The organism is Thermodesulfomicrobium thermophilum DSM 16697 (assembly GCF_059568695.1).
The window spans coordinates 136,451-160,694 of record NZ_JCANTW010000011.1 but is presented as its reverse complement, the minus strand read 5'-3'; the positions used below and the strand labels follow the sequence as shown (position 1 = coordinate 160,694).

Here is a 24,244-nt window from a genome sequence, read left to right as displayed (position 1 = left end):
GGTCACAGGTCTTGGCGATACTTCAAGGATTGCTTGAGGGTTTCCGGGTCCACGTATTTGAGCTCCGCCCCCAAGGGAATGCCCTGGGCCAGGCGGGTGACCCGCACCGCTGGAAAGCGGGCCTTGATGCGGGCGGTGACGAGAGACGCCGTGGCCTCCGCCTCCATAGTGGAACCCAACGCGAGGATCACCTCCCGCACCCGGCCTTCCTGGAGGACGGCCTCCAGGCGGGCAAAATCCAAACGGTCCGTGTCCATGCCGTCCAAGGGGGCCAGGAGGCCGCCGAGCACCACATAGCGCCCCCGGTACACGCCCATCTCTTCCATGACCAGGATGCTGTCCCACTCGGCCACCACACAGAGCTCGTCGTCACTGCGGGCCGGGTCTTGGCACAAGGCGCATACCGGCGTTTCCGCCAGGGCGCCGCAGCGCCGGCAGATGTGGAGGTTCTCCCGCAAAAGCACGATGCGCTCCCCGAGATCGCGGGTGCGTTCCTCGGGCCAGCGCAGCAAAGTGAGGCCAATGCGGAGGGCGCTCTTGGGCCCCAGACCCGGCAAGGTCGCCAGACGATCCACGACCTCCCGCAAAGGAGCGGGCAACGGGCGCGCCACCGAGCCCTCCTAAAGCAGTCCGGGGATGCGCATCCCGCCGGTGATCTTGGCCATTTCCGTCTGGAGCTCGGCCTTGCCCTTCTTGAGCACCTCGTTGACGGCGGAGATGATCAAATCCTGGAGCATTTCCGCATCGCCGCTGGCGAGCACCGATGGATCGATGGTGATCTTCTGCAGTTCGCCCGCACACGTGGCGGCCACCTGCACCATGCCGCCTCCGGCCGAGGCTTCCACCACACGTTTACCCACTTCTTCCTGGGTGCGGAGCATCTTTTTCTGCATGATCTGGGCCTGACGGATCAATTCATTCACGGTTCATTCCTCCTGTATTGGGCCGGACATCGATGATCTTGGCCTGAAACCGCTCGCGGATAGCTTGGATTTGGGGATGGTTGAGGGCCATTTCCTTGAGCTCTGCCTTGGTCTTGCGGGAAGACAGCGGAGGGGAATCCACAAGCACCTGCATGGGTCGGCCAAAATAGGTCCGAGCAATGGTCGAAAGCGATTTTTTGGTCTGAAAATCCTGGAGCCGAGCAGCCACAAAGGTGCTCGGCACACGGATGCGCACCGTATCCTCCGCCACTTCTCCGTGCAGTACGGAACAGACCTGCGCGGCAAGGCCTTGTTCCTGGAGATAGGCGACAAACCCCGGCCAGGAGCCCGGCTCCACCGCAGGCGCAGACGTTGCGGCACGCTGCGGCGCCGGAGGCGTGGCCTTCCCGTCACGGGGTGCTGCCGCAGCTTCGGGAGGCAAAGGCGCCTGGAGGGCGGAGTTCTGTGCGGGGGGCGTGGAACTCTTTGAGGCGGACGGCGTGCTTCGGGCAGGCGCTGGAGCGGGCGCAGGAGACGGACGCTGCGGCCCCTCTCCTTGGGGGGCGCGCTCCACGGGCAAAAGCTCGGGCACCAGGGCCAGGTTCACCAAATGGAGCTCCAAAGCCAAGGCCGGGTCCGGACTATGGGTGACCGTGCGCTGGGTCTCGAGGCTCATCTGCCATGCCGCGTGGGCATGGGCCGTGGAAAACCCGGTCGCCACGGCCGCCAGGGCCGACTTTTCTTCCTCGGACGTCTCCACCAGGGCTCTGGCGGCGGCGCCCAAGCGGGAAAGGAGAAAGACATCGCGCCACAAGGAGGTGAGCTCCCGCAGGAAGAAGCCCAAATCCATGCCCCCGTCCACCAATTGCCTCACCAGAGCATGGAGCGCGGCCAGATCCCGGTCGCGCACCGCCTGCAGTACGTCCAGAAACGTGGAGAAGCCCACCATGCCGAGGACATCGCGCACATCGGCATCCGAGAGCCGCTCGCTCCCCAGGGCGAGGACCTGCGAGAGGAGCGACATGGCGTCCCGCACCGAGCCGGCGCCCCGACGGGCGATGAGACGCACCGCCTCGGGGTCGAAGGCGACGCCTTCGCGGCCGAGCACCTCTGCCAGGTGGGCCTCCAGATCGGCCTGGGCGACACGCTGGAACACGAAGTGCTGGCAGCGGCTCACGATGGTGATGGGGAATTTCTCCGGCTCGGTGGTGGCCAAAATGAAGGTGGCATGGGCCGGAGGCTCTTCCAGGGTCTTGAGGAGGGCATTGAAGGCCGCCTTGGAGAGCATGTGGGCTTCGTCAACGATGATGACCTTGTACTGCCCTTCCAAGGGGGCGTAGCCCACGTCTTCTTTGAGGCGGCGCACATGCTCCACGCCGGTGTTGGAGGCGCCGTCGATCTCCACCACGTCCACGGCCGTGCCTGCGGTGATCTGGCGGCACATGGAGCAGGTATTGCATGGCTCCGGCGCTGGGCCATGCAGGCAATTGATGGCCTTGGCAAAGATACGCGCCACCGTGGTCTTGCCCACCCCACGGGTGCCGCTGAAGAGATAGGCCGGGGCGATGCGGCGCTGCGCCGCCGCCTGGGACAAAATGCGGGTCGTCGCCCCCTGCCCCACCACGGCGGCAAAGGTTTGGGGGCGATACTTGGCGGTCAAGCTCGTATGGCCGGCAGCGGTCATGGCGTTGGTACCCGTAAGCGCGGCAGCGGCCCGGGGGGGTCCGGGCCGCCTCCATGAGATGGATTTCCAGCGTGCGGGCATCTGCCCAGGGATGTCCGACATCTAGAACGAATAGCGGGTGAGCCAGGCGCCGTACTTGGGATTTTCTCCCCGCAGGACCTTGAAGTAGGCGTCCTGCAAGGCTGCGGTCACCGGTCCCCGCTTGCCGGCGCCGATGACGCGACGGTCCACTTCGCGAATCGGGGTGATCTCCGCCGCGGTGCCGGTGAAGAAGGCCTCGTCGGCGCTGTACAGAGCGTCACGGGTAAAGCGCTCTTCCACCACGGTATAGCCCAGGTCTTCCGCCAAGAGCATGACCGACTCCCGCGTGATGCCCGCCAAAATCGCCCCCGGCGGCGGGGTCTTGATGACGCCGTCGCACACGATGAAAATATTCTCGCCCGTAGCCTCGCACACATACCCTTCGGTATCGAGCATGAGGGCCTCGTTGTAGCCTTCGGCGACGGCCTCGCGCTTGGCCAGGATGGAATTGACGTAATTGCCGCAGGTCTTGGCCTTGGTCATCATCACGTTCACATGATGGCGGGTGAAGGTGGAGGTCTTCACGCGGATTCCCTTTTCCAAGGCTTCGGCGCCCAGATACGCCCCCCACGGCCATACGGCGATGATGGTCTGCACAGGGTTGTCCGCAGGGTACACTCCCATGGCGCCCGCGCCGATGATGCAAAGCGGCCGGATGTAGCCCTCGGCCAGGCGGTTGGCCTTGAGGGTCTCGACGATGGCGTCGCAGATCTGCGCTTCCGTGAAGGGGACGGCCATCTCGTTGATCTTGGCCGAATCGAAAAGCCGGCGCACATGCTCACGCAGCCGAAACACTGCGGACCCGCCATCGGTGCACGTGTAGCAGCGGATCCCCTCAAAAACGCCCATGCCATAGTGCAGGGTATGGGTGAGCACGTGGACCTTGGCCTCGTCCCACGGCACCAGCTCGCCATCAAACCAGATCGTTTCCGCTTTCTGAACCATCCGAAGCCTCCTCGGGTAGAAATCGCCCGGGCACCCATCTGCCCGTCGGGAAAGTCTGTCGTCTAGGGTAGAGGGCCTCCAGCGGTCAAGGGCGGGGGAGATGGCGCCCCGCTGCCTACCGCCGCCGGCTTGTCTTGGAATCCTGCGGGTCGTGGCTGCTGCGCAGGACAGGCGCACCGGAAGTCTGCCCAAGCCAAGAAGTCCTCCAAGCTCTCCACCCCCGGGAGTTGCGGCGAACCTCTGCGGTGTCCACGCAGACAGAGCACTTGCCGTCGCGCACGGGCTTTGCGTCCACAGCATCGCGGGCGGTGCCGGCCAACGGGCTCACGATGCGAGGCTTGCGGCCCACCGGGACGTTGACCGGCGAGGACGGACCCGGATTGCTCCGGCCCACCACCGCGGGGCGCAAACCCGGCTCCTGCACGTCTCCATCCCAGGTTCCCCGGAGTGGGTGCCCCTTCGCCACGACCTCCCGCAACGCGGGGACGGCACGAGCTGTGGACACCGTGTGGAGGTTTGACGCCCCAGTGCCAATGCACTATGCGTTTTTTAAAATCATTACGGCGGCGACGAAGACAACTCCGCAAAAGCCGAGGAGGCATGGCCAATGACCGAAGAGCGGCACACTCCAACATCCCCTCACGAGCTGACGCTCGACCCGAAAACCATTGACGTCTTGATTGCCAATATCATTCCCACCTCAAAATATTTTGAAGTCCGGTTCGATAACCTGCAATACCAGGTCAATGAGATCAAAGAGGACATCAAAAACCTGGAAGACCGCATGGCCAAGCGCTTCGAGCAAGTGGACAAGCGCTTCGAGCAGGTGGATGCGCAGTTCATTGCTGTGCGGACGGAGATCAAAGATCTGGAAGACCGTATAAACAAGCGTTTCGAGCAGGTGGACAAGCGCTTCGAGCAAGTGGACAAGCGCTTCGAGCAGGTGGATGCGCAGTTCATTGCTGTGCGGACGGAGATCAAAGATCTGGAAGACCGTATAAACAAGCGTTTCGAGCAAGTGGACAAGCGCTTTGAGCAGGTGAACAAACGCTTCGAGCAGCTGGATAGTAAGCTGGACAAGATCATCGAACGCATTGACCGTCGCATCGACGATGGTTTGCGGGAAAACCGCAATCAAATGATGCGCATGTTCACCTTTGCCATGACTTTTTCCGCCATTTCTATGATTGGACTCATCGGGAAGATGCTGCAACTTTTCTAAAACACCATGTGTTGTTTATTTTGACAACGCTGCCCTCCACCCTGACGGCAGCTTTTCGCCCCGATCCGCGGCATCCAAGGCGGCGAGGAGAAACTCCTCCAACTGCCGGACAATCAGGGCGTCGGCAAAAAGCTTCTCCCGCGCCGCAAGGGCCGCCTGGCGGAAACGCTGCCGCCGGTGTGGATCGTTTGCCCAGGCCACGGCCACCTCGGCATATTCTTCCAGGCTGTTGGCCACCGGCACATCTATCAATTCCATCTGCTGGTAGCCGCCGGCGACAATGCGTCCCCGCATAAAACGTCCCGGCCAGGTGACGATGGGGGTGCCGTAATACATCGCTTCGTAAAAAGCGAAACATTCTGTGTGTGTGGAAGATGCATCACGGCTTTGTCATCTCGATGAATAAGGTTCAAAACCATCGCCTAGGAATTGCGATAGCGGCCTCAATGTTCTCTACCGCCGCCGGCTTGTCTTGGAATCCTGCGGGTCGTGGCTGCTGCGCAGGACCAAACGCACCGGGGTCTTGTCCAGGCCAAAGGCCTTGCGCAGTTGGTTTTCCAGAAAGCGCATGTAGCTTTGACGAAAGACGGCCGGGTCGTTGACGAAGAACACGAAGGTCGGGGGCACGGTCTTCGCCTGGGTCATGTAATAGATCTTGCCCCGGCGGCCGCCCACCACCGGCGGCTGCTGGCGTTCGGTGGCGAAGCGCACGAAACGGTTGAGCTCCCCGGTCGGCACCCGCACCCGACTTTGGGCGTGTACCTGCTCGGCCAAGGGGAGCAAGCCGCCGAGCCCCGCCTTGGTCACGGTGGAGGCAAAGAGCAGCGGTGCGTGGTTGAGAAAGGCAAAAGTCTCCTGCACCGCCCGGCGCGCCCGCTGTCCTTCTCCCCGGGCCAGCAAGTCGATCTTGTTGGCCACCAACACGAAGGGGATCTTTTCCTGCTCCAAAAACGCGGCCAGGCGCTTGTCCTGCGCCACCACGCCAAAGGCGGCGTCCACCACCATGATGGTCACGTCCGCGCTCTTGGCCGCCTGCATGGAGCGCAGCACCGAGAAATACTCCAGGCTCTCCTGCACCCGGGACTTGCGGCGGATGCCCGCGGTATCCACGAACACGTAGCGCTTGCCGTCGCGCACGAGTTCCACGTCCACGGCGTCGCGGGTGGTCCCCGCCAGCGGGCTCACAATCAGGCGCTTTTGCCCCACCAAGGCATTGACCAGGGAGGACTTGCCCACATTGGGCCGACCCACCACCGCCAGACGCAAACCAGGTTCGTCCTCCTCTTCCACGGGCTCTGTGGCCGGGAGCATCGCTTCCACGGCTTCCCGCAGGGCTCGAACCCCGTGGCCATGGGCCGCGGACACCCCCACCACCGGAAAGCCCAAGGCGTGAAATTCGGAACACAAAACCGCCTCGCGCTCCGGACTGTCCACCTTGTTGGCCACCACGAGCACCGGTTTGCCGCTTTGACGCAAGAAGCCGGCCACCGCCTCATCATGAGGATGCAGGCCTTCCCGGCCATCGGCCACCAGGACGACCACATGGGCTTCCGCCATGGCTTCCCGCGCCTGGGCAAAGACGTCTTGAGCCAAGGGGTCGTCGGTATCCATGAGGATGCCGCCGGTGTCCACCAGGATGCTGGTGCGCTCTTCCCAGCGCACTTCACGCCAGATGCTGTCGCGCGTCACCCCAGGCTCGTCGTGGGTGATGGAGACGCGTTCGCCCACCAACCGGTTGAACAAGGTGGATTTGCCCACATTGGGGCGGCCTACCAAGGCGACCAGAGGCAGGTGCTTCATACCCGATCCCCCAAAATATGAGCAATGGTAGCGGCCGTGGGCGGCCGCAGCACCGCCCGCTCCGTGATGATGGCGGAGATGAGTTCTGCGGGCGTCACATCGAAGGCGGGATTGCGCGCGCCCACCCCTTCAGGGGCCAGGCGGCCGCCGCAGGGGTGGGTGACTTCTTCCGCGGCCCGTTCTTCGATGGGGATGTGCGCGCCGCTCGCAATGGAGAGATCGAAGGTCGAATGCGGGGCCGCCACGTAAAAGGGAACGCCAAAGTGCCGCGCCAGAACTGCCAGGCCCAACGTGCCGATCTTGTTGGCCGTATCCCCATTGGCCGCAATACGGTCCGCGCCCACGATGACGGCGTCCACTTCCCCCCGGGCCATCATAGACGCTGCGGCGCCTTCGCAGATGACTTCCACCGGGATGCCGTCACGAGCCAGTTCATAGGCCGTCAGGCGCGCCCCCTGCCACAAGGGCCGTGTCTCATCGGCCAGCACGCGGATGTCTTTACCCATCTCGCGCGCCGCCCGGATCACCCCCAAGGCCGTACCATAGCCGCCTGTGGCCAGGGCGCCGGCATTGCAATGGGTGAGCACCGTGCCTTTCTGGGGCAAAAGCGCGGCCCCCAAGCGTCCCATGGCACGGCACATGGCCACGTCTTCCTCGTGAATGGCCCGGGCCTCATCCAAGGCCGCAAGGGCGGCTGCCTCTGGGTCTGGGGCCTTGGCAATCCGCGCCGCCACGCGCCCGACGGCCCAGGAGAGATTCACCGCCGTAGGGCGGGCCTGGGCGAGATCTGTAAGCAGCGCGTCCACCGCCGTGCGCCACGAGGCATGGGCAGCCACCTCGCGGCACGCCACGGCGCACCCATAGGCCGCAGCCACGCCGATGGCCGGAGCGCCACGCACCACCATGGGCCGGATGGCGGCGACTACGTCGGCCACAGTGCGGCACTCCACCCAGGTCTCCTCCCAGGGCAGACGCCGCTGATCCAACAGCTTGAGCGTCCATGTGGACGGATCGAAAACGATATGTGCTTCCATGATGGATTCCTCGTTCCCTAAACAGTGATGGGCCATGCTCGGCATGACCCATCACCGCTACCTGGCCTCCCCACCCCTTGGCAACCCTTAGGCAAAGGCCGCCATAAGGCGCGAGAGCACCGCCGGATCCGGCTTGTGGCGGTAGCGCGGCCCCTGCTGGCAGACCGGCAACGTCCGGTCCTTGGGCGTGGATGGTCGCTTGAAGAGCACCCCCACCGGGATGCGCTCTCCAAACTCCCATGCCAGGCGCATGGCGGCTTCCTGGTCCGTGGGGTCGTGGGAGGCGGGAATCTCTTGGCAGCGGTCCTTGTACCAAGCAAAGGTGTTGACCTTGTTGAAGGAGATGCATGGGCTCATGATGTCCACCAAGGCAAAGCCCGGGTGGCGCACCGCCTGCACAATGGTCTCGGCCAAATGCTCCTTCATGCCGGAAAAGGAGCGCGCCACAAAGGAACATCCCATGGCCACGGCAACGGCCACGGGGTTGAAGGGCGCATCCAACACACCCAAGGGCTGGTTTTTGGTCTTGTGCCCCACCATGGAGGTCGGACTCGATTGGCCTTTGGTGAGGCCATAGATCTGGTTGTTGTGCACAAGCAGGGTGATGTCGACATTGCGACGAATAGCGGCCAGAAAGTGATTGCCACCCTCGCCGTAGGTACATCCATCGCCCGATTCCACGAGCACCGTGAGTTCCGGCTGAACCAGCTTGAGGGCCTGGGCCGCAGGCAGGGCCCGGCCATGGAGCCCGGCAAACCCGTTACCATGGAGATAATGCGGGGCCTTGGCCGCCTGACCGATGCCCGAGACCAGGGCGAATTGATGCGGCGCAAGCTCAAGCCGCGCCAGGGCCGTCTTGAGGGCCGCCAGGATGTCGTGATTGCCGCACCCAGGACACCAGGAAGTCGGAAATTCACCATAAATCGTCGTATCCAGCATGGTTATCCCTCCAGCAGGGAGCGCAGCCCCTGGCGAATATACTGTACCGTCATGGCCCGGCCGTCGTAGCGCCGAATGGCGTGCGGCGCAGAAAAGCCCGCCGCCCAGGTGAGCAGCCGGGCAAATTGCCCGGTGCTGTTGCCTTCCACCACCACCACGCGGTGGGCCGCCGTGAGATACGGCAGAAAGGTCTCGGGAACGAGCGGCCATACTTGGGTAAAGGTGAGGGCGGCCAGTGTGCCCGGCCCCTCATGGGTGCTTACGGTCTCGCGCACCGCGCCGTTAGGGCTCCCCCAGGATACCAAAAGCACGTCCGGATTCTCGGGTCCCAGATAGGCGGGCGGGACCACCTGTTCCTTGAGCACCGAAAGCTTTTGGAGCCGCCGATTCTGCTGGGCCACGCGGAGTTCCGCCGATTCGGTGATGTGGCCGCTCGGCTCGTGCTCGTGGGAGTCCCAGAGTACCAGGGATCTGCCGGCGCCGGGGATGCGCCGCGGCGGCACCGGGCCCATGCGCAGGCTATAGCGTTCATACCCCTCAGGGTCGGTGTCGGAGAGATCCGGCTCGGTGATCGGCGGCAGCCCCTCCACGGAAAAGGGCTCTGTGGTAAAGAGGCCATCGGCCAAGAACTCATCGGAAAGCACGAACACCGGCGTCTGGGCGCGCTCGGCCATGGCAAAGGCCTGGTAGGTGAGCCGGAAGAGACTCTCCGGGCTATCCGGGGCAAAAACCGCTCGAGGGAACTCCCCGTGCCCTGCATAGAGCACCAGGTCCAAATCCGCCTGTTCGGTGCGGGTGGCAAGCCCGGTGGCCGGGCCTGAGCGCTGGGCCACAAAGAACACCACCGGCGCTTCCATGATCCCGGCCAGGCTCACGGCCTCGGTCATGAGGGCAAAGCCGCCTCCCGAGGTGGGCACGATGGCCCGCGCCCCACCGTAGGCCGCGCCCACGGCCATGTTGGCCGCAGCGATCTCGTCTTCCGCCTGCTCCACCACGATGCCGGCGTCCGCCCCGGCCCAGGCAAGGGCCTCGGACAACGACGTGGACGGGCTCATGGGGTAGTAGCCGCAAAATCCCACCCCTGCGGCCACGGCGCCCAGGCAGGCCGCCTGATTGCCGTTCATCACCAACCGCGGCTGCTCTGCCGGAGCGGGATCAGGCATGGGAAGCCGCCGCCCCGTCGCCTCGCCCCACTGGCGGCCGTGGCGCAAGGCCTCGAGATTGGCGGCCACCGTGTCTTCACCTTTGGCAGCGAATTGCTCGCGCAAAAGCTCCGCCAGGACCGATTCCTCAAGGCCCAGAAACGCCGAGATCACCCCCAAGAGCACGGTATTATAGTACACCGGGCGACGGGCCAGTTCATGAAACGGGATGGCCACAAGACCGGGCTCGGCAGGCAGCTTCCAAGCGCTATCGACCAGGATCACCGCGTCAGGCGCAAGCCGGCCCCGATGCAGCGCCACGGACTCTTCGGTCATGGCGGCGAGGAGATGAAAGGTGTCGGCCGGGGCCTCGATGGGTTCTGCGGCGATGCGCAGCCGGACGTTGTTGTGGCCGCCGCGCACCCGGCTCATGACGTGCTGAGCCGCCAGGACGAACCAGCCGGAGCGCACCAGCGCCCTTGCCAACATCAGGGCCGCAGAGTCCAAGCCCTGGCCCGCGGCGCCCCCCACGATGAGATTGCATGATGTACGCACGAGTCTTCTCCTTGGTATTGGATGTGCTTCTGCTCGTGCCTCATGCCACAGTCCACCTCAGTTGAGCAAGAATAGAGCGGAGAAAAACCCAGCCCTCCAGAATCAAAAACCCCGCCGGAGTGGCGGGGTCGCGGATTACTGCGCCGGTGTGGGCGCGGTGGGTCCAGGCGCTATGGGCGCGGGAGTCTGGGGCTCCGGAGTGACCGGGACCTCCAGCACCACGGATTCCTTGGGCTTGGTGTGCTGCTGGGCACTGAGATACGTAAAGGTCATGGTGGTGAGGAAAAAGACCACTGCCGCGCCGGCAGTAATCTTGCCCAAAAGACCTCCAGCGCCGGAGGCGCCAAAAAGCGAGGAGCTCCCCCCGCCAAAAATCACGCCCATACCTTCTTTGCCCGATTGCAAAAGGACCAACACCACCAAGGTGATGCAGGCAAGGATATGAATGGTTACGATAAGTGGGTTCACGAGTCCTCCGTAGCCTCAGGCCAAAACGATTTTACTGAAACTTGACGCCTCAAGGCTGGCGCCGCCTACGAGGACGCCGTCCACATTGTCAAGCCCAAGAATGGCGCCGGCGTTGTCCGGCTTGACGGACCCGCCATACAAAATCCGTACGCTGCGTCCTGCCTCGCCCAAGGTTTCCTCAAGCAGGCGTCGCACCACGGCGTGGGCGGCGTCGATGTCCTCCAGGGTGGCGACTTCCCCGGTGCCAATGGCCCATACCGGTTCGTAGGCGATGGTGATCCGTGCCGCCCCGTCCTGAGGAATGTCCGTCACGGCAGAGGTGATCTGCCGCGTGAGCACGGCCTCCAGTTGCCCGGCCCGACGCTCTTCCAACGTCTCCCCCACACACAAAATGATATGCAACCCCGCAGCCAGGCCAAAGGCGGTCTTTTGCGCCACAAAGGCGTCCTTTTCGCCCAAGACATGCCGACGCTCCGAGTGCCCCACCAGGGCGTAGCTACAGCCCACGTCCATAAGCTGGCGCGGCGCCACCTCCCCGGTAAAGGCCCCTTCCTCGGCCGGATACAGATCCTGTGCCCCAAGTCGGATATCTGCACTTTGCAAGGTCCTGGCCAAGGCGGGCAAGTGCACAAAGGCCGGGCAGACCAGCACCTCGCGGTCCGCAGGGATGCGCCCGGCAAGGGTGGCGGCCAGTTCCCGGGCCGTAGTCTCGGCCTCGGCCAAGGTCTTGTACATCTTCCAGTTGGCAGCGATGAGTTTCGGCATACGCACTCCTTAGCGGCGGGCTTTGGCTTCCAGGGCGGCAAAGGCCGGCAGGGTCTTGCCTTCCAGAAACTCCAAAAACGCCCCACCACCGGTGGAAATGAAGGAAAACTTGTCAGTCAATCCCAGTCGCTGAATGACGACGTTGGTGTCTCCGCCGCCGATGATGGTGAGCGCCGGAAGTGCCGCCACCACGCGGCAGAAATTTTCCGTACCCTGGGCGAAGGCCGGATTCTCGAAAGCCCCCAAGGGGCCGTTCCACACCACGGTGCCCGCATCCCGCACCACCTCGGAGAACAAGGTATGCGAAGCCGGGCCACTGTCCAGGACCATGGCGTTGTCCGGGACATCCTGATAAGTGCAGACTCCAAGCGGCGTCGTGGCCTTGGGGTCCGTACCCACGATAAAGTCCACGGGCAGATAAAACCGTACCCCACGTTCCTTGGCTGCGAGCATGATCTGGGCGGCCTCGTCCACCAGGTCGTCTTCCACCAGCGACGAGCCCACGCCAAAACCCTGGGCCTTGCGGAAGGTGTTTGCCATGGCGCCCACCACGATGAGCGCATCCACCCGGGAAAGAAGATTGTGCAGGATCCCCAGCTTGGTGGAAACCTTGGCGCCACCGATGACGGCCACGAAGGGCCGCTTGGGGTCCTTGAGGGCCTCGCCGAGATAGCGCCACTCCTTTTCCAGCAGCAGTCCACCGCAGCACACGTCCACAAACTCCGTCACCCCCACCACCGAGGCATGGGCCCGGTGCGAGGCCCCGAAGGCGTCATTGACATATACTGTGGCCAGTGCGGCCAATTGTCGGCTGAGCTCCGGGTCGTTCTTGGTTTCCCCGGGGTGGAACCGCAGGTTTTCCAGCATGAGGATCTCACCGGGCCGAAGCTGCGCCGCCCGGCTGCTCGCCTGCGCCCCCACCACTTCCGGCACGAGCTCCACGGGCCGCTCGAGAAGCGCACTCAGACGCTCAGCCACCGGGGCAAGAGAGAAAGCCGGATCCGCAACCCCTTTGGGGCGGCCCAAATGCGAGCAGATGATGAGGCTTGCCCCGGCGTCAAGGATGTGCCGCACCGTGGGAAGGCTTTGCACGATGCGGTTGTCGTCGACAATGTGGCCGTCTTTGAGCGGCACATTATAGTCCACGCGAAGGAGCACCCGCGCACCGGCCAGAGAAACATCCTTCAAAAACAGCATGCCAACCTCCTCCCCACGTTTTTAGGGCTGTTCATAAAAAACGTACGTGCAATAATTAGAGACTTCAAAATAGATACGCCGCTCTCCAGGATCCGCAACGCCGTTGAGATTGGCATCGAGCACGCCATACCCGAAGCGGTACTCTCGGGCGCTGCGGTCCGAAGTGCCCATGGCTGTGGAGAGCTTGTCGATCTGCAAAAACCGTTTGACCAAAGTGTTGCCGGCATAAATTTCCAGCACCCCGTTGGTCCCTGTCCAGTTCTGGATGGCTCGGCCTAATTGGTTCTGGGCTTCCTGCGTACAGCCCACAAGGCCAAGCACCAGCATTACTCCGACCCACCGCCCCATAGACAACTCCTCGGGATTGTCCACACAGCTGGGGAGGCCGCGTGGCCTCCCCCAGCACTACCACTCGTTTTCGCGCTGCCGGGCAAGCGCCTCGGCCTGCTCCGCGAAAGAGGCAAAGCCTGCGTGATGCAAAGCGTCCTCCACGGTGCGCGACCAATCCCAATTGGCATAGATCACTGGTTTATGGAACGTGCGACGAAAAGCCGTCAATTCCTGGCGGTAGAAGTCTTCTTTCATGGTGCCCAGGTGGTTTTGGAGTTGCTCGTGCAGCCGGGCCAGCTCCCCTTCGTACCAGTCCATGAGGTCTGCCGCCGAAGTGCTTTTTTTCAGGATGTGGCCGTAATGGTTCTCCTGCATCAGGGTGTGGAGCCGGGCCAAGTGCTGTTCCGAGAGCCACGCGCCCAAGCGTTCCACGGGGATGTTCTCCGCCTCTACTTCGGCCACGTCGAACTTGGTCTGCTGGTAGGTGTCCGGCACCACCGATGCGGAAACGATCCCGGCGATGCACACGAGCCCGCGCACGATCTTGGAGTTGGAAACCCCCTGCCCGCAGAAACCGATTTTCTTCCCGTACTTCTGACCCGTAAAGATGGTGGTGAGAATAGCCCACACCACCGCCGGGTCTTCCTCGTCGTAGATGTGACGCAGCCGCGAGTTGTCGCGGTCCGTACCCAGGACGAGCTGGGTCATATCATTGGAGCCGATGGAAAACCCATCGAACTCCTTGATGAATTCCTTGGCGAGAATGGCATTGCTCGGAATCTCGCTCATGAGGATGAGTTTGAGCCCCTGATCGCCGGAGCGCAAGTTGTGCACCTGCGCCAGGTAGCGCTTCATGGAGCGGGCCTCCTCCAAGGTGCGCACGAAAGGCAGCATGAGATGGAGGTTGGTGCCGCCGTACACCCCGCGCGCCAGCTTGAAGGCCTCGATCTCCCAGTCGTGCACCTGGCGGGACACGCCGCGGTAGCCGAGCATGGGGTTGTCCTCGTAGGCCTCGAACAGAGAGCCGCCCAAGAGATTGCGGTATTCATTGGTTTTGTAGTCTGTGGTGCGGTAGACGATGGGCCGACCGTGGAAGGCCATGGCAAAAAGCGCGAGACCCTGGGACAGGCCCTGGACGTAGAGCTCCTTGCCGCTGCGCACCCCTCGGGAGCGCAGAATCTCCGCGATCTTCTGGGGCAAGGTGCGCACGAATTCCATCTCCTGGGCCAAGCCCGCTTTGCGGGCCATATCCTCTCGCAGGGCAGTAATGCGCGCCAGGACATCCTGCACCATGGGGTCATCTTTAACGCGCTCCACCTGCGCCTGGATGCTCTCTTCGATCTCCGCCCGGCGGCGCTGGGACGCCACATCACTCCCCAGAGCCTCCAACTCGTCGGCATACCCCATGATGATGGCCACGTGGGTCGCCAGATCGTTGGATGTCTTGAGGGTTTCGAGGCGCTGGGTGGCATACTCGAGATATACGTCCAATTGTTTGTCGAGCTCTCGTAGCTGGCGGTGCAAGGCGAGCACTTCATCCGTGCCTTTGGATCCTTCCCGTTCCGTAAGCTCTTCCATTTGGCGCGAAAGCCCGGTCACCGTGCCCACATACGCCCGCAGCTTGATATCCAGCGTGGCGATCCCGGATGCCATCTGCTCGGCAAGAAGTTTGGTCAGGTCGCGCTCCATCTCCGCAAGCTTAGCCTGAACCGTCTGCTGCAACGTCCCCTTGTCATAGGCTTCCAGCGCCAAGGGATGCACGCCGATGTTGCCGAGCATGAACTCGGCCCGCAGCAGACCGACTTCGAAATCGGGCACATCGCGCAGACGGGAAAGGAACATGGACTGGCCCACATCGGCGAGGATGAGGCCAATTTTGGTCTTGGTGGCCGGAAGCTTGCTCACGTCGATTTCGCCGCCCACTTCCACCAAGGGCAAAAGCCCGCGGTACACCTTGCCGCGGGAGCCATCCACCGTCACTTCGTGACCGTCCAGGGCCCGCAGCTTCTCCAGACGCTTGATGCCGATGACCGCCGGGATACCCAGCTCCCGAGAGGTGATGGCCGCATGGCTGGTGTCCCCGCCTGCGTCGGCCAAAATGGCGGACGCGATGCGCATGCCTGGCACCATATCCGGATCGGTGCGGTCCGCGGCAAGCACGTCGCCTTTGTTGATCTTGTTGAGCTCCAAGGCAGAACGCAAAAACCGCACCTTGCCCTGCCCCGCGCCGCGGGAGGCCCCATTGCCCTCCAGGAGTACTTCGGCCCGGAGCAAAGCCGTGGGGTCCACTTCCTTGCGGCGCATGAAGATGGAATGGGGATGCTTTTCCAGCTCCTCGTTCCAGCGGGTCTCAGGCCGGGCCTGCACGAACCACAGGCGATCCCACTGGTCGATACAAAACTCCGAGTCCATGATCATGCCACCGTAGGCCTGGCTGATGCGGCGCACCCCCTTGGCCACGGCCTCGGCCTGCGCCAAGGAAAGCGACCAGCGGTAGATCATCTCCTCGGGCACGGCTTCCACCTTGGTGCCCTTGCCCGACTCCTTGTACACGATGCGCTTGTCTTTGCAGCCCATGAAGCGAATGACCACTTCCTGGCCGTCTTCGCGCTGGTACACGTAAAATTTGTCCGGTGTCACCATGCCGCTTACCACGGCCTCGCCCAGGCCGTAGCTCGCATCGATGGAGACCAAGTCATTGCGAGTGGTGCCGCGGCAGCCGGTGGCCGTGTCTGCAGAAAAGGCCGTCCCGGAAATCACCGGGTTGATCATGCGCATGATGCATACGGAAAGGGAGGTGTTCTCGATGGCCCACTCCTGCTTGGCCTTGGTCGCGATGGAATCGTCGCCAGTCTGCTCTGCCCGGGCCACGGCGTCCAAGATGGCCTCGCGGCGGTAGGTCATAGAGCGCAAATTATAGGCCGAAGCGCAGTCCCAATGGTAGGCCTGTACTACGTCGTTCTCGCCGACGATATTGAGGTAGGTATCCTGGAGGCCGGCAAAGGCCTTTTTGCGGCTATCCTCGCCAGCAGCCGAAGAACGCACGGCCACAGGCTCGTTTTCCAAGCCCGCTTCACGGCAGATGTCCTGATAGGCCTGGCGTACCGCCATCTCCACTTCCTTGGGCAGATCCACGGAAAGGATGGCCGCCTGCACCAGCACCGAGCGCTTGCGCAGCTGGTCGATGCCTTCCGGAGAGACCGCAAACCCCTCCACCACGTTATTGATGAAGGTGCGCAGGCGGATGAGGGTGCCTTCATGACGCTTGGGATTCTCTCGAATGTCCTGGGCAATGCGGCGTACAAACTTCTGCAAAAAGCCCGCATCCCGGTTCACCTCAGGCGAAGACCAATCCACGGACTCGTACGCGCGGTCTACGGTAGAGCGTACCACTGCGGCATTGACTTTGGTCTCGTCGAGAATCTTATGGAAAGCGATGGAAGAAATGGCCCGAAATTGTGGGGCGCGAATGCCGTCGATGGTGCTGATGATGGCAGTGTTGTAGTTCTTGCCACCAACGAGAAGCTCGGCCTCCTCACCAATGGCAACGATATCCTTGCCCGTGAGGACCAGCTGGGCCTTCAAGGCCTCCGTCTGTTCCATATCCATAGCGGCTCCTTGTGCCTGCTCCGTGGAAGGGGTTTTCGTTTTGTGGGCTTTTTTTGCCATGTGCACTCCTTAGGGCGCTGCGGGTGCCAGCATGTTTCCTGCTGAATCTGCCACAAAAAAAAGCAGCACACCAGCCCTTGACGACACCAAAAAGGGCAGCTTTAGTAAAAAGCTACCCTTGTGCATACTACACTTTCTGGCCGCACCCGGGGCAGAAACGGTAGTCCTCGCGGGTGACCGCCATGCCGCAGGTGGGGCATTTCTTGGGGGCGGGCACGAGCACCACGAGAAGCTCTCCCTCCTTGACCGGTACCATCTTCTTGTCTTCATGGAAATCAGCGAATTTCAGTACGCGCTCCACCATGCCGTCCACCGGCGCGAGCACGGCCTTTTCCTGCTTCATGATGGAGATGTTGCAAATCTCCTCCCCTTTTTTCACCAGATCGCCCGGCTTCACGTGCATGACCCAGAGGTCGCCGTTGGAAGGCGCAGCCACATGGTAGGGGTTGGCGGGGTCAGCCATCTCCACGCCGCCATCGTCCTTGGCCGTGCCTTCGGCAACCTTGACCTGCATGCTGAAAAATTCGGAATCCAGGCTGTAGGCGACCAGGCTCATACCGTGATCGTCAGGCCGAGCGATATGCGTGATGACGAGCTCATGGTGCTTGCCGAGGCTATCGCGGAAGAGAAGCTTCTCCCCCACCGGCAGCCCCTCGAACCAGACATGCAACGGCAAGTTGTTGGCATCGCCATAGGTCCGCACGAATTGGATGGTCTTGAGGGCGTCGCCGGGATGATTGAGGTACATGACGATCTCTTCTTCCGTTGGGGTCCGGCCGATATGCTCGGTCAAAGCGCGGGTTTCCGCGGCCATGTCCACATCCGGGAGATTCACCAGGGGAGAGCGCTCCGTGCGCCGCGCCAGAGCATCGTGATAGTCTGTCCCAAAAGCCGAAGCATAGACCCAGTCCGGCGGGAAACCCAAGGGGAGACGACCAAATTTTCCAAGCAAGAGATCCCGGAAGGCATCGTTGGCGTCCTGATAGATCATGAGCCGGTCGCGACGCAGCTCTTCGGACACTTGATCCTCTGGAGTGCTCACAACCTGTTCGAGCACATGCAAAAGCCGCCGCACCGCCTTGCGGCCTCCGCGCTTGAAGGCGCCAGTCACTGCAAGAAACGCCGTATTCCAGGTAATTTGCGATCCAGGAGTCACGTCGTGGTAGCGCACGATCTTGCGGGTGCCGGCAAGGAACTTGAGCATGTACGGCAAGAGATGGATGTAGCCTTGCTTCATCGCCCCTTCCTGGGAGGACGATGTCGCCCCACCGGGCATGCCATGCTCGACGACGTCGTAATCGATGCCTTGAAAATACGGCGCAGTATAGCGGTCGTAGTACGGCATGATCTGCTTGAGGACAAAGCCTGCGGTGCGGATCATCTCTTTGTTGAGATTGGTCTTCATGCCCAACTCTTCGATGTAGGCCGCGGTGGACAGCACCTCCCCCTGGCCATACCAGCGCACCGCCGCGCCGATGGCCGTGTCGACGATATGCGCCCCGGCCTGGGCCGCCGCAGCCACTGCAGGCACAAAGAGTCCATCCGTGTAATGCCGGTGGTAATGCACCACGAGGTCCGGATAGGCCTTGCGGATGGAGGAAACGAGCTCGGTCATGAAGCGGGGCGGACACACCCCGGCCATGTCCTTGAGACCCAAGATGATAAGCTTTTCCGCCTTCTTCTTGGAACACCCCGCCACTTCGGCGGTCATGGCGATGATCTCTTCCACCACGCCCAGATAGTGCGGCACGTCAAACCCCTGGGCCCACGAGAGCGAGATGGCCGGCTCCCAGATATTCTTCTTGGAGGCGAGCGCTACTTCCGCAAACGGGCGCATGTTTTCGATGTGATTGAGAAAATCGAAACAGCGGATGACGTCATAGTGCTCACAGATCATCTCGCCGGTACGGCGCATGAGGTTGCGCGGCTGGGGCTTGTAGCCAAGCACATTGGTGGAGCGAATAAGGATTTGCTTGAGGGTCTTGGGGGCAAAGGCGTTCCACTCCTTGGCCTCGGTGAACGGGTAGGTCATGTTGGCAAGCATGGCCACATGGAAATGGGCGCCGCCACCGTTCTCCAAGGAAAAGAACCCGCAGTTGTCCAGATATGGACCAATGATGCGGTCCTCGGCCAAGCGAAAGCGATTGCCGGAGTTGGACTGCGTGATGTCGCGGCACGTGGTGTCGGAAAAATGCACGTACCCGGAATCACGAATGAAATCGAGAATGGCGTCGCGGTCCCCACGCGGGTAGGGATAGCGGTAGTATTCCGGTTCGATGCGCGGCAGGCTCGGCCGGAAGGGACCAATGCGGACACTGTCACGGGTGCGGTATTCGCCCAGCTTCAGGTGCGGGTTATAACCCCAGGCGGAAATTTCCGCCACCAAGCGGGCAAGGCGCATGGCCTCCGGCTCTGGGTCCCGGTAGTCCATGAGCTCCGGGGTCGTATCCACAAAAGTGGTGTCGTAGTCGCCGCTGCGGAAGCGGGGATGGGCGATCACCTGCCGGTGGAACGGGATGGTGGTCTTGAGGCCGCCGATGATGTACTCGCCCAAAGCCCGTTCCAGGGTCCCCAACACCTTGGTCCAGTCCCGACCATACGCAATGAGCAGCGAGGCTGCGGAGTCATACTGCGAAGGAAACTCATAGCCACTGCTCACACATGAATCCACCCGGATTCCAGGACCACCCGGCGAGATGTAGCGGGTGATACGGCCGGAGTTGGGGGCGAATTTCTGCTGAGGATCCTCACAATTGATACGCACCTGGATAGCGCAGCTATGCGGGAGCACTTCCTCCTCCCGCAGCCGCAGCTCGGCGTCAAAGGCAACGGCGATCTGCTCTTCTACGAGATCGATACCGTAGCGGCATTCGGTGATGCCGTGCTCCACCTGCAAGCGGGTGTTCACCTCGATGAGGTACGGACGCCCCTCACGGTCCACCAAAAACTCCACCGTGCACAAAGAATAATACCCTACAGCCTGCACCAAACGACGGGCATAGTCCTTGAGGCGGGCGCGCAACTCGGGCGTCATGCCCGCCCACGGCGAGGGGGTGATTTCCACCAGCTTTTGGTGGTTACGCTGGATGGTGCAGTCGCGTTCATCAAAGGCGAAGACATTGCCGTACTTGTCGGCGATCACCTGGATTTCGATGTGGCGTACCGAGGTGAGCAGGCGCTCCACGTAGAGCCGGGGGTTGCCGAAGGAGGCCTGCGCCAAGGCCGAGGCCTTGACGAAGGAGTCTTCCAATTGCTCCTCGTCGAACACCTCGTAAATACCGCGGCCTCCGCCGCCGCCTTCGGCCTTGAGCATGACCGGCAGTCCGAGCTGCCGGACCACCTCCCGGGCCTCCTCAATACTCACCGCCCCTTCGGAGCCAGGCACCACCGGGATATCCAATCGTTTGGCAAGTCGCCGCACTTCGACCTTGTTCCCCAAAAGCCGCATGGCCTCGGCAGTGGGGCCGATAAAAACAATGCCTGCATCTGCGCAGACCCGAGGGAAATTGTCGTCTTCCGAGGCAAACCCCCACCCGGGATGAATGGCGATCACGTCTCTCGATTTGGCCTTGGCCACAATAGTCTGAATATCCAAATACGCCCGGTGGTCTTCCCCCAAAAGCAAGAGCTCATGGGCCGAAGCCGTATACGGGGCGGTCTTGTCTACATCCGTAGCCGTCACCAGAGGTACTGCATGGAAAACTTCCTTGATGGAACGCATGATCCGCCGCGCCGGGATCCCCCGGTTGGCCACCAAGATTTTTTTTCCACGAAGTTCCTCGACAACCGCATCGAAGGTGCGCGCCATCTCTTTCTCCTCAAAATCGCTCTATGAATTAGGGGACACAGGTCGCAGCGATCCACTGGTGATCCGCGCCTCTTCGCCTCCAGGGAGCATCAAACGCAAGGCTCCTTCTGTGGCCACGCCACAAAGAATACCACAAATCGATGATCGATGATCTTCGACCTGAACCCATTGGCCATGCCAGGCCAAACAGGAAGAAAGGGAAGAACACCATACCGCAGGGCTCGTGGAGGCAGGAATCGTCTCGTAGCAGAGACGAAGCCCATGCACAAGTTGCCGCCACAGGCCCAAAACCGGCGGGCACGGCGCGGGAAGCCTCCCTGCGGGGAGAGCTGCTTCGGACCGAAGCTCCTCGATTTGGGGGGCGGAAACAAGATTGATGCCAATACCGGCCACGAGCACGCCGTCGCGCTCTTCCAGAAGAATCCCGCCGAGTTTCTTCCCTTCCAAAACCAGGTCGTTGGGCCACTTGAGACGTACGGCTTCCTGCCCCAATCCTTGGCGCATCCCGAACCCCACCATGAGGGAAATCAGAGGCTCCCAGGCAGAAGAGAGTTTCGGCAGCCGCACGCTGGCGTAGAGATTTCCTGGCGGTGAAGCCCACGACCGCCGCATCTGCCCTCGGCCTGCCCATTGGCGGGCGCATAGCACCGAATCCCACGGGGCGAGCTCTCCGCGCCGCACCAACTGCCAGGCCACGTCCAAGGTCGAAGAACAGGCCGCAAGCACTCTCACCCGCTCCGGTCCAGGCCAGCCAGGATCCGCACATCCCATGGCCTGCCACAACGAGTCTTCTGGACGCAGGGGGACACCAAGGGCGTCGTCATCCCAGTCAAGGCAGAGAGGCATCAGGCAGCACCAGCCTTCTTGGCAGCCTTTTTTTGCATGAGAAGTTTCTTCAAGGCCACCTTGTCCGCCGGAGGTCCTTGAGGAGGCAGGCGCCGCGTTGGTGGCGGCGGTGCCTGGCGGCGCGGTGGGGCAGGACGCGCCGCAGCCTCCTGCTCCACAGATGCTGGCGCAGGCGTGGACACGGCGACCGTTTCAGGCTCTCGCGGCAACGGGGGTGTAGGCTGCCGCATAGCCGTGGTCACGCCTGGTGACGGCGGAGGCGAAGGAGACGCCTTCTGCGCCGGTGGTCTCGGCCCAACGGAGGCGGGGGCTCCCCGTGGCGGCGCAGCGGCAGGCCGGGAGGCGCCGGTCACCGACGGGCGAGGCGGAGACACCGGCCGCGGCGGGGAAGGAGCAGAAAAGGCCGCAGGCTGCGGCGGTGCTGTGCTCGCGGCGGCCGGACGCGGAGTTCCAGCCAACTGGTAAAACACGGCGCGCATATACCGCCGCGGTTCGAACATCGTCGTCACCCCGGAAAGGGATTCGGTGGATCCAATGATGAGGGCGCCGTCCGGCTCGAGCACGCCGGCGATCTTCTCGAACACGGCCCGCTTGTCCTGAGGCGTAAAGTAGATGGCCACGTTGCGGCAAAAGACCACGTCAAAACGGCCCAGGCCGGTAAACGGCTTCATGAGATTGAATTTCTTGAACACCGCCATGGCGCGGATCTCATCCTTGATGCGCCATCCATCCCCGGTGGACGTGAAATAGCGGTGCAAAACATTCATGGGTAAGCCGCGTTCGATCTCAAACTTATTGTACTTGCCGTAACTTGCTTTAGCGATGGCTTCGTCCGAGATATCCGTACCCAAAATGGAAATCTGATAGCGGTCCAAGCGGCCTAAAGTCTCGATGAGCGCAATGGCGATGCTGTACACCTCCTGACCCGTGGAACAGGCCGCACTCCAGATACGAATAGGGATCGGCCGACCTGCATACATCTTGGAGCGGGCATCGATAATGTCTGGCAGGATTTTGTGCTTGAAGACCTCGAAGGGAGAATTGTCGCGGAAAAACAGCGTCTCATTGGTAGTAATGGCGCTGACGATATCCTTCTCCATCTCCCCGCTCTTGTCCGCAACGGCCTTCTGGTAGAGCTCCATGTAGGACGACAGGCCGTACTTGGAAAGCAACGGCTTGAAGCGTGACTCCAACAGGTATGCCTTGCTCGCATCCAAGGCCACGCCGCACAACGCGTAGACATATTTGGTCAGCGTGCTGATTTCATCGGCAGTAATCGCCACCATAGGCATCCCGTTCAGGCGTTCTAACGCACCGTACGCACGATCTCTTCCGCAATACGGTCCAGCGGGGTAACGATATCCACCACGCCTGCTTCAATGGCCATCTTCGGCATGCCATACACCACGCAGGACGCCTCGTCCTGGCCAATGGTAACCGCGCCAAAGCTCTTCATGACCTTGAGCCCGAGGGTGCCATCGCCGCCCATGCCGGTCATAATAACACCGGTAACCAACGCCCCATATTCCCGGGCCACGGAGCGGAACAGGTAATCCACCGAAGGCTTGCAATTGTTCTCCGGCGGATCGTCCGTGATCTGGATGACCTTCAGACCGGCACTCCCCGAAGCAACACGCATCTGCTTGCCCCCTGGAGCGATATAGATGGTATCCGGCACCACGATTTCGTTGTGTTCGGCCTCCCGCACCGTATAGGCGCATTTGGCGTCCAGACTTTCGGCAAGAGACTTGGTAAACACCGGCGGCATGTGCTGTACCAAAAAGATAGGCACTCCCAACTTGGGAAGCTTGGGGAGCATCTGCGCCAAGGCATTGGGACCGCCGGTGGACACACCAATGGCCACAGCCTTGGATTTTCCTACTCGCCGGGCCAGTGGAGCCACGGAAGGCTTGGCTGCTGGAGCAGTTGTCGGCGACGGCGTCGGGCGCGACCGCAGCAGCCGCCGCACTTCCATCCGTTTGGCGTACGCCTTGATGCGCGGCACAAGGGCGCTGCGCAACTCCCGCACCGCCTGGTCCCGGTCCTCGGCGTCAGGCTTGGTGATGAAGTCAAACGCCCCCAATTCCAAGGCCCTGAGCGTGATTTCACTGCCCCGCTTGGTCAGGGTGGAAAGCATGATGACACCCACGTCCAAACCGCGACGCTGCATTTCCTCCAACAGCTCCAAGCCATTCATCACCGGCATCTCGACATCTAAAGTGATGAGGTCGGGCTGCACCGAGGCAATACGCGACAGAGCGATCTGACCGTTATTGGCGGTGCCCACCACTTCCACATCAGGGACTTCTGCAAGGATATCCGACACCACTTTCCGGTACATGATGGTGTCGTCCACCACAAGAACACGAATGGGCATGTTATCTCCCGGGTTACTCGTCACCAAGGACCGCATCGATGTCTAAAATAGCGACCAGTTCTTTTCCGGCCTTGCACACTCCATGAAAATATTTCCCTTTGATACCCTTGATGTTGGAAGGTGTCGGATCAACATCTTCCCACCGCGTCGTTACGACATCCGCAATACGATCGACTAAAAGGCCGATGTTTTCTTCCCGGGAATTTACGATAATGATGCGACTTTGCTCCGTCTTCTTCGACTCACCGAGGCCCAGTTTCTTGCCCAGATCGATGATGGTGACGATACGGCCGCGCAAATTCATGATGCCGAGCACATACGACGGAGCACCAGGAACCCGGGTCATCTCCATCTGCTTGTTCATCTCTTGGATGACGCGGATATCGATACCACACAGGGCGGATCCCACATAAAAGCACGACATCTGAAGCGGACCGCTTTGTTGCGTTTTCATGGAGC

Annotated in this window: 21 protein-coding genes; 1 reads left to right on the top strand and 20 read right to left on the bottom strand. The window is 61.9% G+C overall.

The features are described 5' to 3' along the window. Positions 1–2 precede the first annotated feature (2 nt). From recR to BR00_RS02040, 5 genes are all read right to left on the bottom strand, one after another. Positions 3–611, bottom strand: a complete 609-nt coding sequence (gene recR / locus BR00_RS02060) for a recombination mediator RecR (RefSeq protein WP_496475956.1) — start codon at positions 609–611, stop codon at positions 3–5. Positions 612–620: 9 nt separating this feature from the next. Further along, a complete protein-coding gene (locus BR00_RS02055; protein ID WP_496475955.1) occupies positions 621–923 on the bottom strand; it encodes a YbaB/EbfC family nucleoid-associated protein in 303 nt (100 codons plus the stop codon). Next, complete coding sequence (gene dnaX / locus BR00_RS02050) at positions 916–2,607, bottom strand: DNA polymerase III subunit gamma/tau (protein ID WP_496475954.1); 1,692 nt, start codon at positions 2,605–2,607, stop codon at positions 916–918. Before dnaX ends, BR00_RS02055 begins: the two co-directional genes overlap by 8 nt. A 102-nt stretch (positions 2,608–2,709) precedes the next feature. Next, positions 2,710–3,633 (bottom strand): branched-chain amino acid transaminase, encoded by a 924-nt coding sequence (locus BR00_RS02045; RefSeq protein ID WP_496475953.1) that lies wholly within the window; start codon positions 3,631–3,633, stop codon positions 2,710–2,712. Positions 3,634–3,748: 115 nt separating this feature from the next. Continuing rightward, complete coding sequence (locus tag BR00_RS02040; RefSeq protein WP_496475952.1) at positions 3,749–4,042, bottom strand: P-loop NTPase family protein; 294 nt, start codon at positions 4,040–4,042, stop codon at positions 3,749–3,751. Between the two features lie 198 nt (positions 4,043–4,240). Between BR00_RS02040 and BR00_RS02035 the strand changes: the two genes are divergently transcribed. After that, positions 4,241–4,855, top strand: a complete 615-nt coding sequence (locus tag BR00_RS02035; protein ID WP_496475951.1) for a coiled-coil domain-containing protein — start codon at positions 4,241–4,243, stop codon at positions 4,853–4,855. 15 nt (positions 4,856–4,870) lie between these two features. Here the strand turns inward: BR00_RS02035 and BR00_RS02030 are convergent, their stop codons facing one another. The 15 genes from BR00_RS02030 to BR00_RS01960 form a co-directional block, all read right to left on the bottom strand. After that, positions 4,871–5,191 (bottom strand): hypothetical protein, encoded by a 321-nt coding sequence (locus BR00_RS02030; protein WP_496475950.1) that lies wholly within the window; start codon positions 5,189–5,191, stop codon positions 4,871–4,873. A 117-nt stretch (positions 5,192–5,308) separates the two neighbouring features. After that, entirely contained in the window at positions 5,309–6,655 is a 1,347-nt protein-coding gene (gene der / locus BR00_RS02025) for a ribosome biogenesis GTPase Der (RefSeq protein ID WP_496475949.1), read from the bottom strand. Next, positions 6,652–7,689, bottom strand: a complete 1,038-nt coding sequence (gene mtnA / locus BR00_RS02020) for an S-methyl-5-thioribose-1-phosphate isomerase (RefSeq protein ID WP_496475948.1) — start codon at positions 7,687–7,689, stop codon at positions 6,652–6,654. Before mtnA ends, der begins: the two co-directional genes overlap by 4 nt. A gap of 87 nt (positions 7,690–7,776) precedes the next feature. Further along, positions 7,777–8,628: a 2-oxoacid:ferredoxin oxidoreductase subunit beta gene (locus tag BR00_RS02015; RefSeq protein ID WP_496475947.1), complete on the bottom strand. Its 852-nt coding sequence runs from the start codon at positions 8,626–8,628 to the stop codon at positions 7,777–7,779. A gap of 2 nt (positions 8,629–8,630) precedes the next feature. Then, the gene (locus BR00_RS02010; protein ID WP_496475946.1) at positions 8,631–10,325 is read right to left on the bottom strand and encodes a 2-oxoacid:acceptor oxidoreductase subunit alpha; all 1,695 of its coding nucleotides are present in this window, start codon (positions 10,323–10,325) and stop codon (positions 8,631–8,633) included. 135 nt (positions 10,326–10,460) lie between these two features. Next, positions 10,461–10,793, bottom strand: a complete 333-nt coding sequence (secG, locus tag BR00_RS02005; RefSeq protein ID WP_496475945.1) for a preprotein translocase subunit SecG — start codon at positions 10,791–10,793, stop codon at positions 10,461–10,463. 15 nt (positions 10,794–10,808) lie between these two features. Beyond that, positions 10,809–11,558 carry a triose-phosphate isomerase gene (gene tpiA / locus BR00_RS02000; protein ID WP_496475944.1) on the bottom strand — a complete coding sequence of 250 codons (750 nt, stop codon included), beginning with the start codon at positions 11,556–11,558 and terminating at the stop codon, positions 10,809–10,811. A gap of 9 nt (positions 11,559–11,567) precedes the next feature. Continuing rightward, the gene (locus tag BR00_RS01995; protein ID WP_496475943.1) at positions 11,568–12,755 is read right to left on the bottom strand and encodes a phosphoglycerate kinase; all 1,188 of its coding nucleotides are present in this window, start codon (positions 12,753–12,755) and stop codon (positions 11,568–11,570) included. Between the two features lie 21 nt (positions 12,756–12,776). Continuing rightward, on the bottom strand, positions 12,777–13,103 hold the full coding sequence (locus BR00_RS01990) for a hypothetical protein (RefSeq protein WP_496475942.1): 327 nt from the start codon (positions 13,101–13,103) through the stop codon (positions 12,777–12,779). A 57-nt stretch (positions 13,104–13,160) separates the two neighbouring features. Next, on the bottom strand, positions 13,161–16,694 hold the full coding sequence (locus BR00_RS01985; protein WP_496475941.1) for a PEP/pyruvate-binding domain-containing protein: 3,534 nt from the start codon (positions 16,692–16,694) through the stop codon (positions 13,161–13,163). A gap of 187 nt (positions 16,695–16,881) precedes the next feature. After that, positions 16,882–20,562 carry a pyruvate carboxylase gene (locus BR00_RS01980; RefSeq protein WP_496475940.1) on the bottom strand — a complete coding sequence of 1,227 codons (3,681 nt, stop codon included), beginning with the start codon at positions 20,560–20,562 and terminating at the stop codon, positions 16,882–16,884. A 21-nt stretch (positions 20,563–20,583) separates the two neighbouring features. Continuing rightward, positions 20,584–21,408 (bottom strand): biotin--[acetyl-CoA-carboxylase] ligase, encoded by an 825-nt coding sequence (locus tag BR00_RS01975; RefSeq protein WP_496475939.1) that lies wholly within the window; start codon positions 21,406–21,408, stop codon positions 20,584–20,586. After that, positions 21,408–22,694 (bottom strand): CheR family methyltransferase, encoded by a 1,287-nt coding sequence (locus BR00_RS01970; protein WP_496475938.1) that lies wholly within the window; start codon positions 22,692–22,694, stop codon positions 21,408–21,410. Before BR00_RS01970 ends, BR00_RS01975 begins: the two co-directional genes overlap by 1 nt. Before the next feature lie 20 nt (positions 22,695–22,714). Then, entirely contained in the window at positions 22,715–23,785 is a 1,071-nt protein-coding gene (locus BR00_RS01965) for a protein-glutamate methylesterase/protein-glutamine glutaminase (RefSeq protein ID WP_496475937.1), read from the bottom strand. Positions 23,786–23,798: 13 nt separating this feature from the next. Further along, complete coding sequence (locus tag BR00_RS01960; RefSeq protein ID WP_496475936.1) at positions 23,799–24,239, bottom strand: chemotaxis protein CheW; 441 nt, start codon at positions 24,237–24,239, stop codon at positions 23,799–23,801. Positions 24,240–24,244 lie beyond the last annotated feature (5 nt).

Coding starts and splice junctions, on each gene's coding strand:
- dnaX (WP_496475954.1), bottom strand. CDS start 2,607: ATGACCGCTGCCGGCCATACGAGCTTGACCGCCAAGTATCGCCCCCAA.
- BR00_RS02045 (WP_496475953.1), bottom strand. CDS start 3,633: ATGGTTCAGAAAGCGGAAACGATCTGGTTTGATGGCGAGCTGGTGCCG.
- BR00_RS02035 (WP_496475951.1), top strand. CDS start 4,241: ATGACCGAAGAGCGGCACACTCCAACATCCCCTCACGAGCTGACGCTC.
- BR00_RS02030 (WP_496475950.1), bottom strand. CDS start 5,191: ATGTATTACGGCACCCCCATCGTCACCTGGCCGGGACGTTTTATGCGG.
- der (WP_496475949.1), bottom strand. CDS start 6,655: ATGAAGCACCTGCCTCTGGTCGCCTTGGTAGGCCGCCCCAATGTGGGC.
- mtnA (WP_496475948.1), bottom strand. CDS start 7,689: ATGGAAGCACATATCGTTTTCGATCCGTCCACATGGACGCTCAAGCTG.
- BR00_RS02015 (WP_496475947.1), bottom strand. CDS start 8,628: ATGCTGGATACGACGATTTATGGTGAATTTCCGACTTCCTGGTGTCCT.
- tpiA (WP_496475944.1), bottom strand. CDS start 11,558: ATGCCGAAACTCATCGCTGCCAACTGGAAGATGTACAAGACCTTGGCC.
- BR00_RS01995 (WP_496475943.1), bottom strand. CDS start 12,755: ATGCTGTTTTTGAAGGATGTTTCTCTGGCCGGTGCGCGGGTGCTCCTT.
- BR00_RS01990 (WP_496475942.1), bottom strand. CDS start 13,103: ATGGGGCGGTGGGTCGGAGTAATGCTGGTGCTTGGCCTTGTGGGCTGT.
- BR00_RS01985 (WP_496475941.1), bottom strand. CDS start 16,694: ATGGATATGGAACAGACGGAGGCCTTGAAGGCCCAGCTGGTCCTCACG.
- BR00_RS01980 (WP_496475940.1), bottom strand. CDS start 20,562: ATGGCGCGCACCTTCGATGCGGTTGTCGAGGAACTTCGTGGAAAAAAA.
- BR00_RS01975 (WP_496475939.1), bottom strand. CDS start 21,408: ATGCCTCTCTGCCTTGACTGGGATGACGACGCCCTTGGTGTCCCCCTG.
- BR00_RS01970 (WP_496475938.1), bottom strand. CDS start 22,694: ATGGTGGCGATTACTGCCGATGAAATCAGCACGCTGACCAAATATGTC.
- BR00_RS01965 (WP_496475937.1), bottom strand. CDS start 23,785: ATGCCCATTCGTGTTCTTGTGGTGGACGACACCATCATGTACCGGAAA.
- BR00_RS01960 (WP_496475936.1), bottom strand. CDS start 24,239: ATGAAAACGCAACAAAGCGGTCCGCTTCAGATGTCGTGCTTTTATGTG.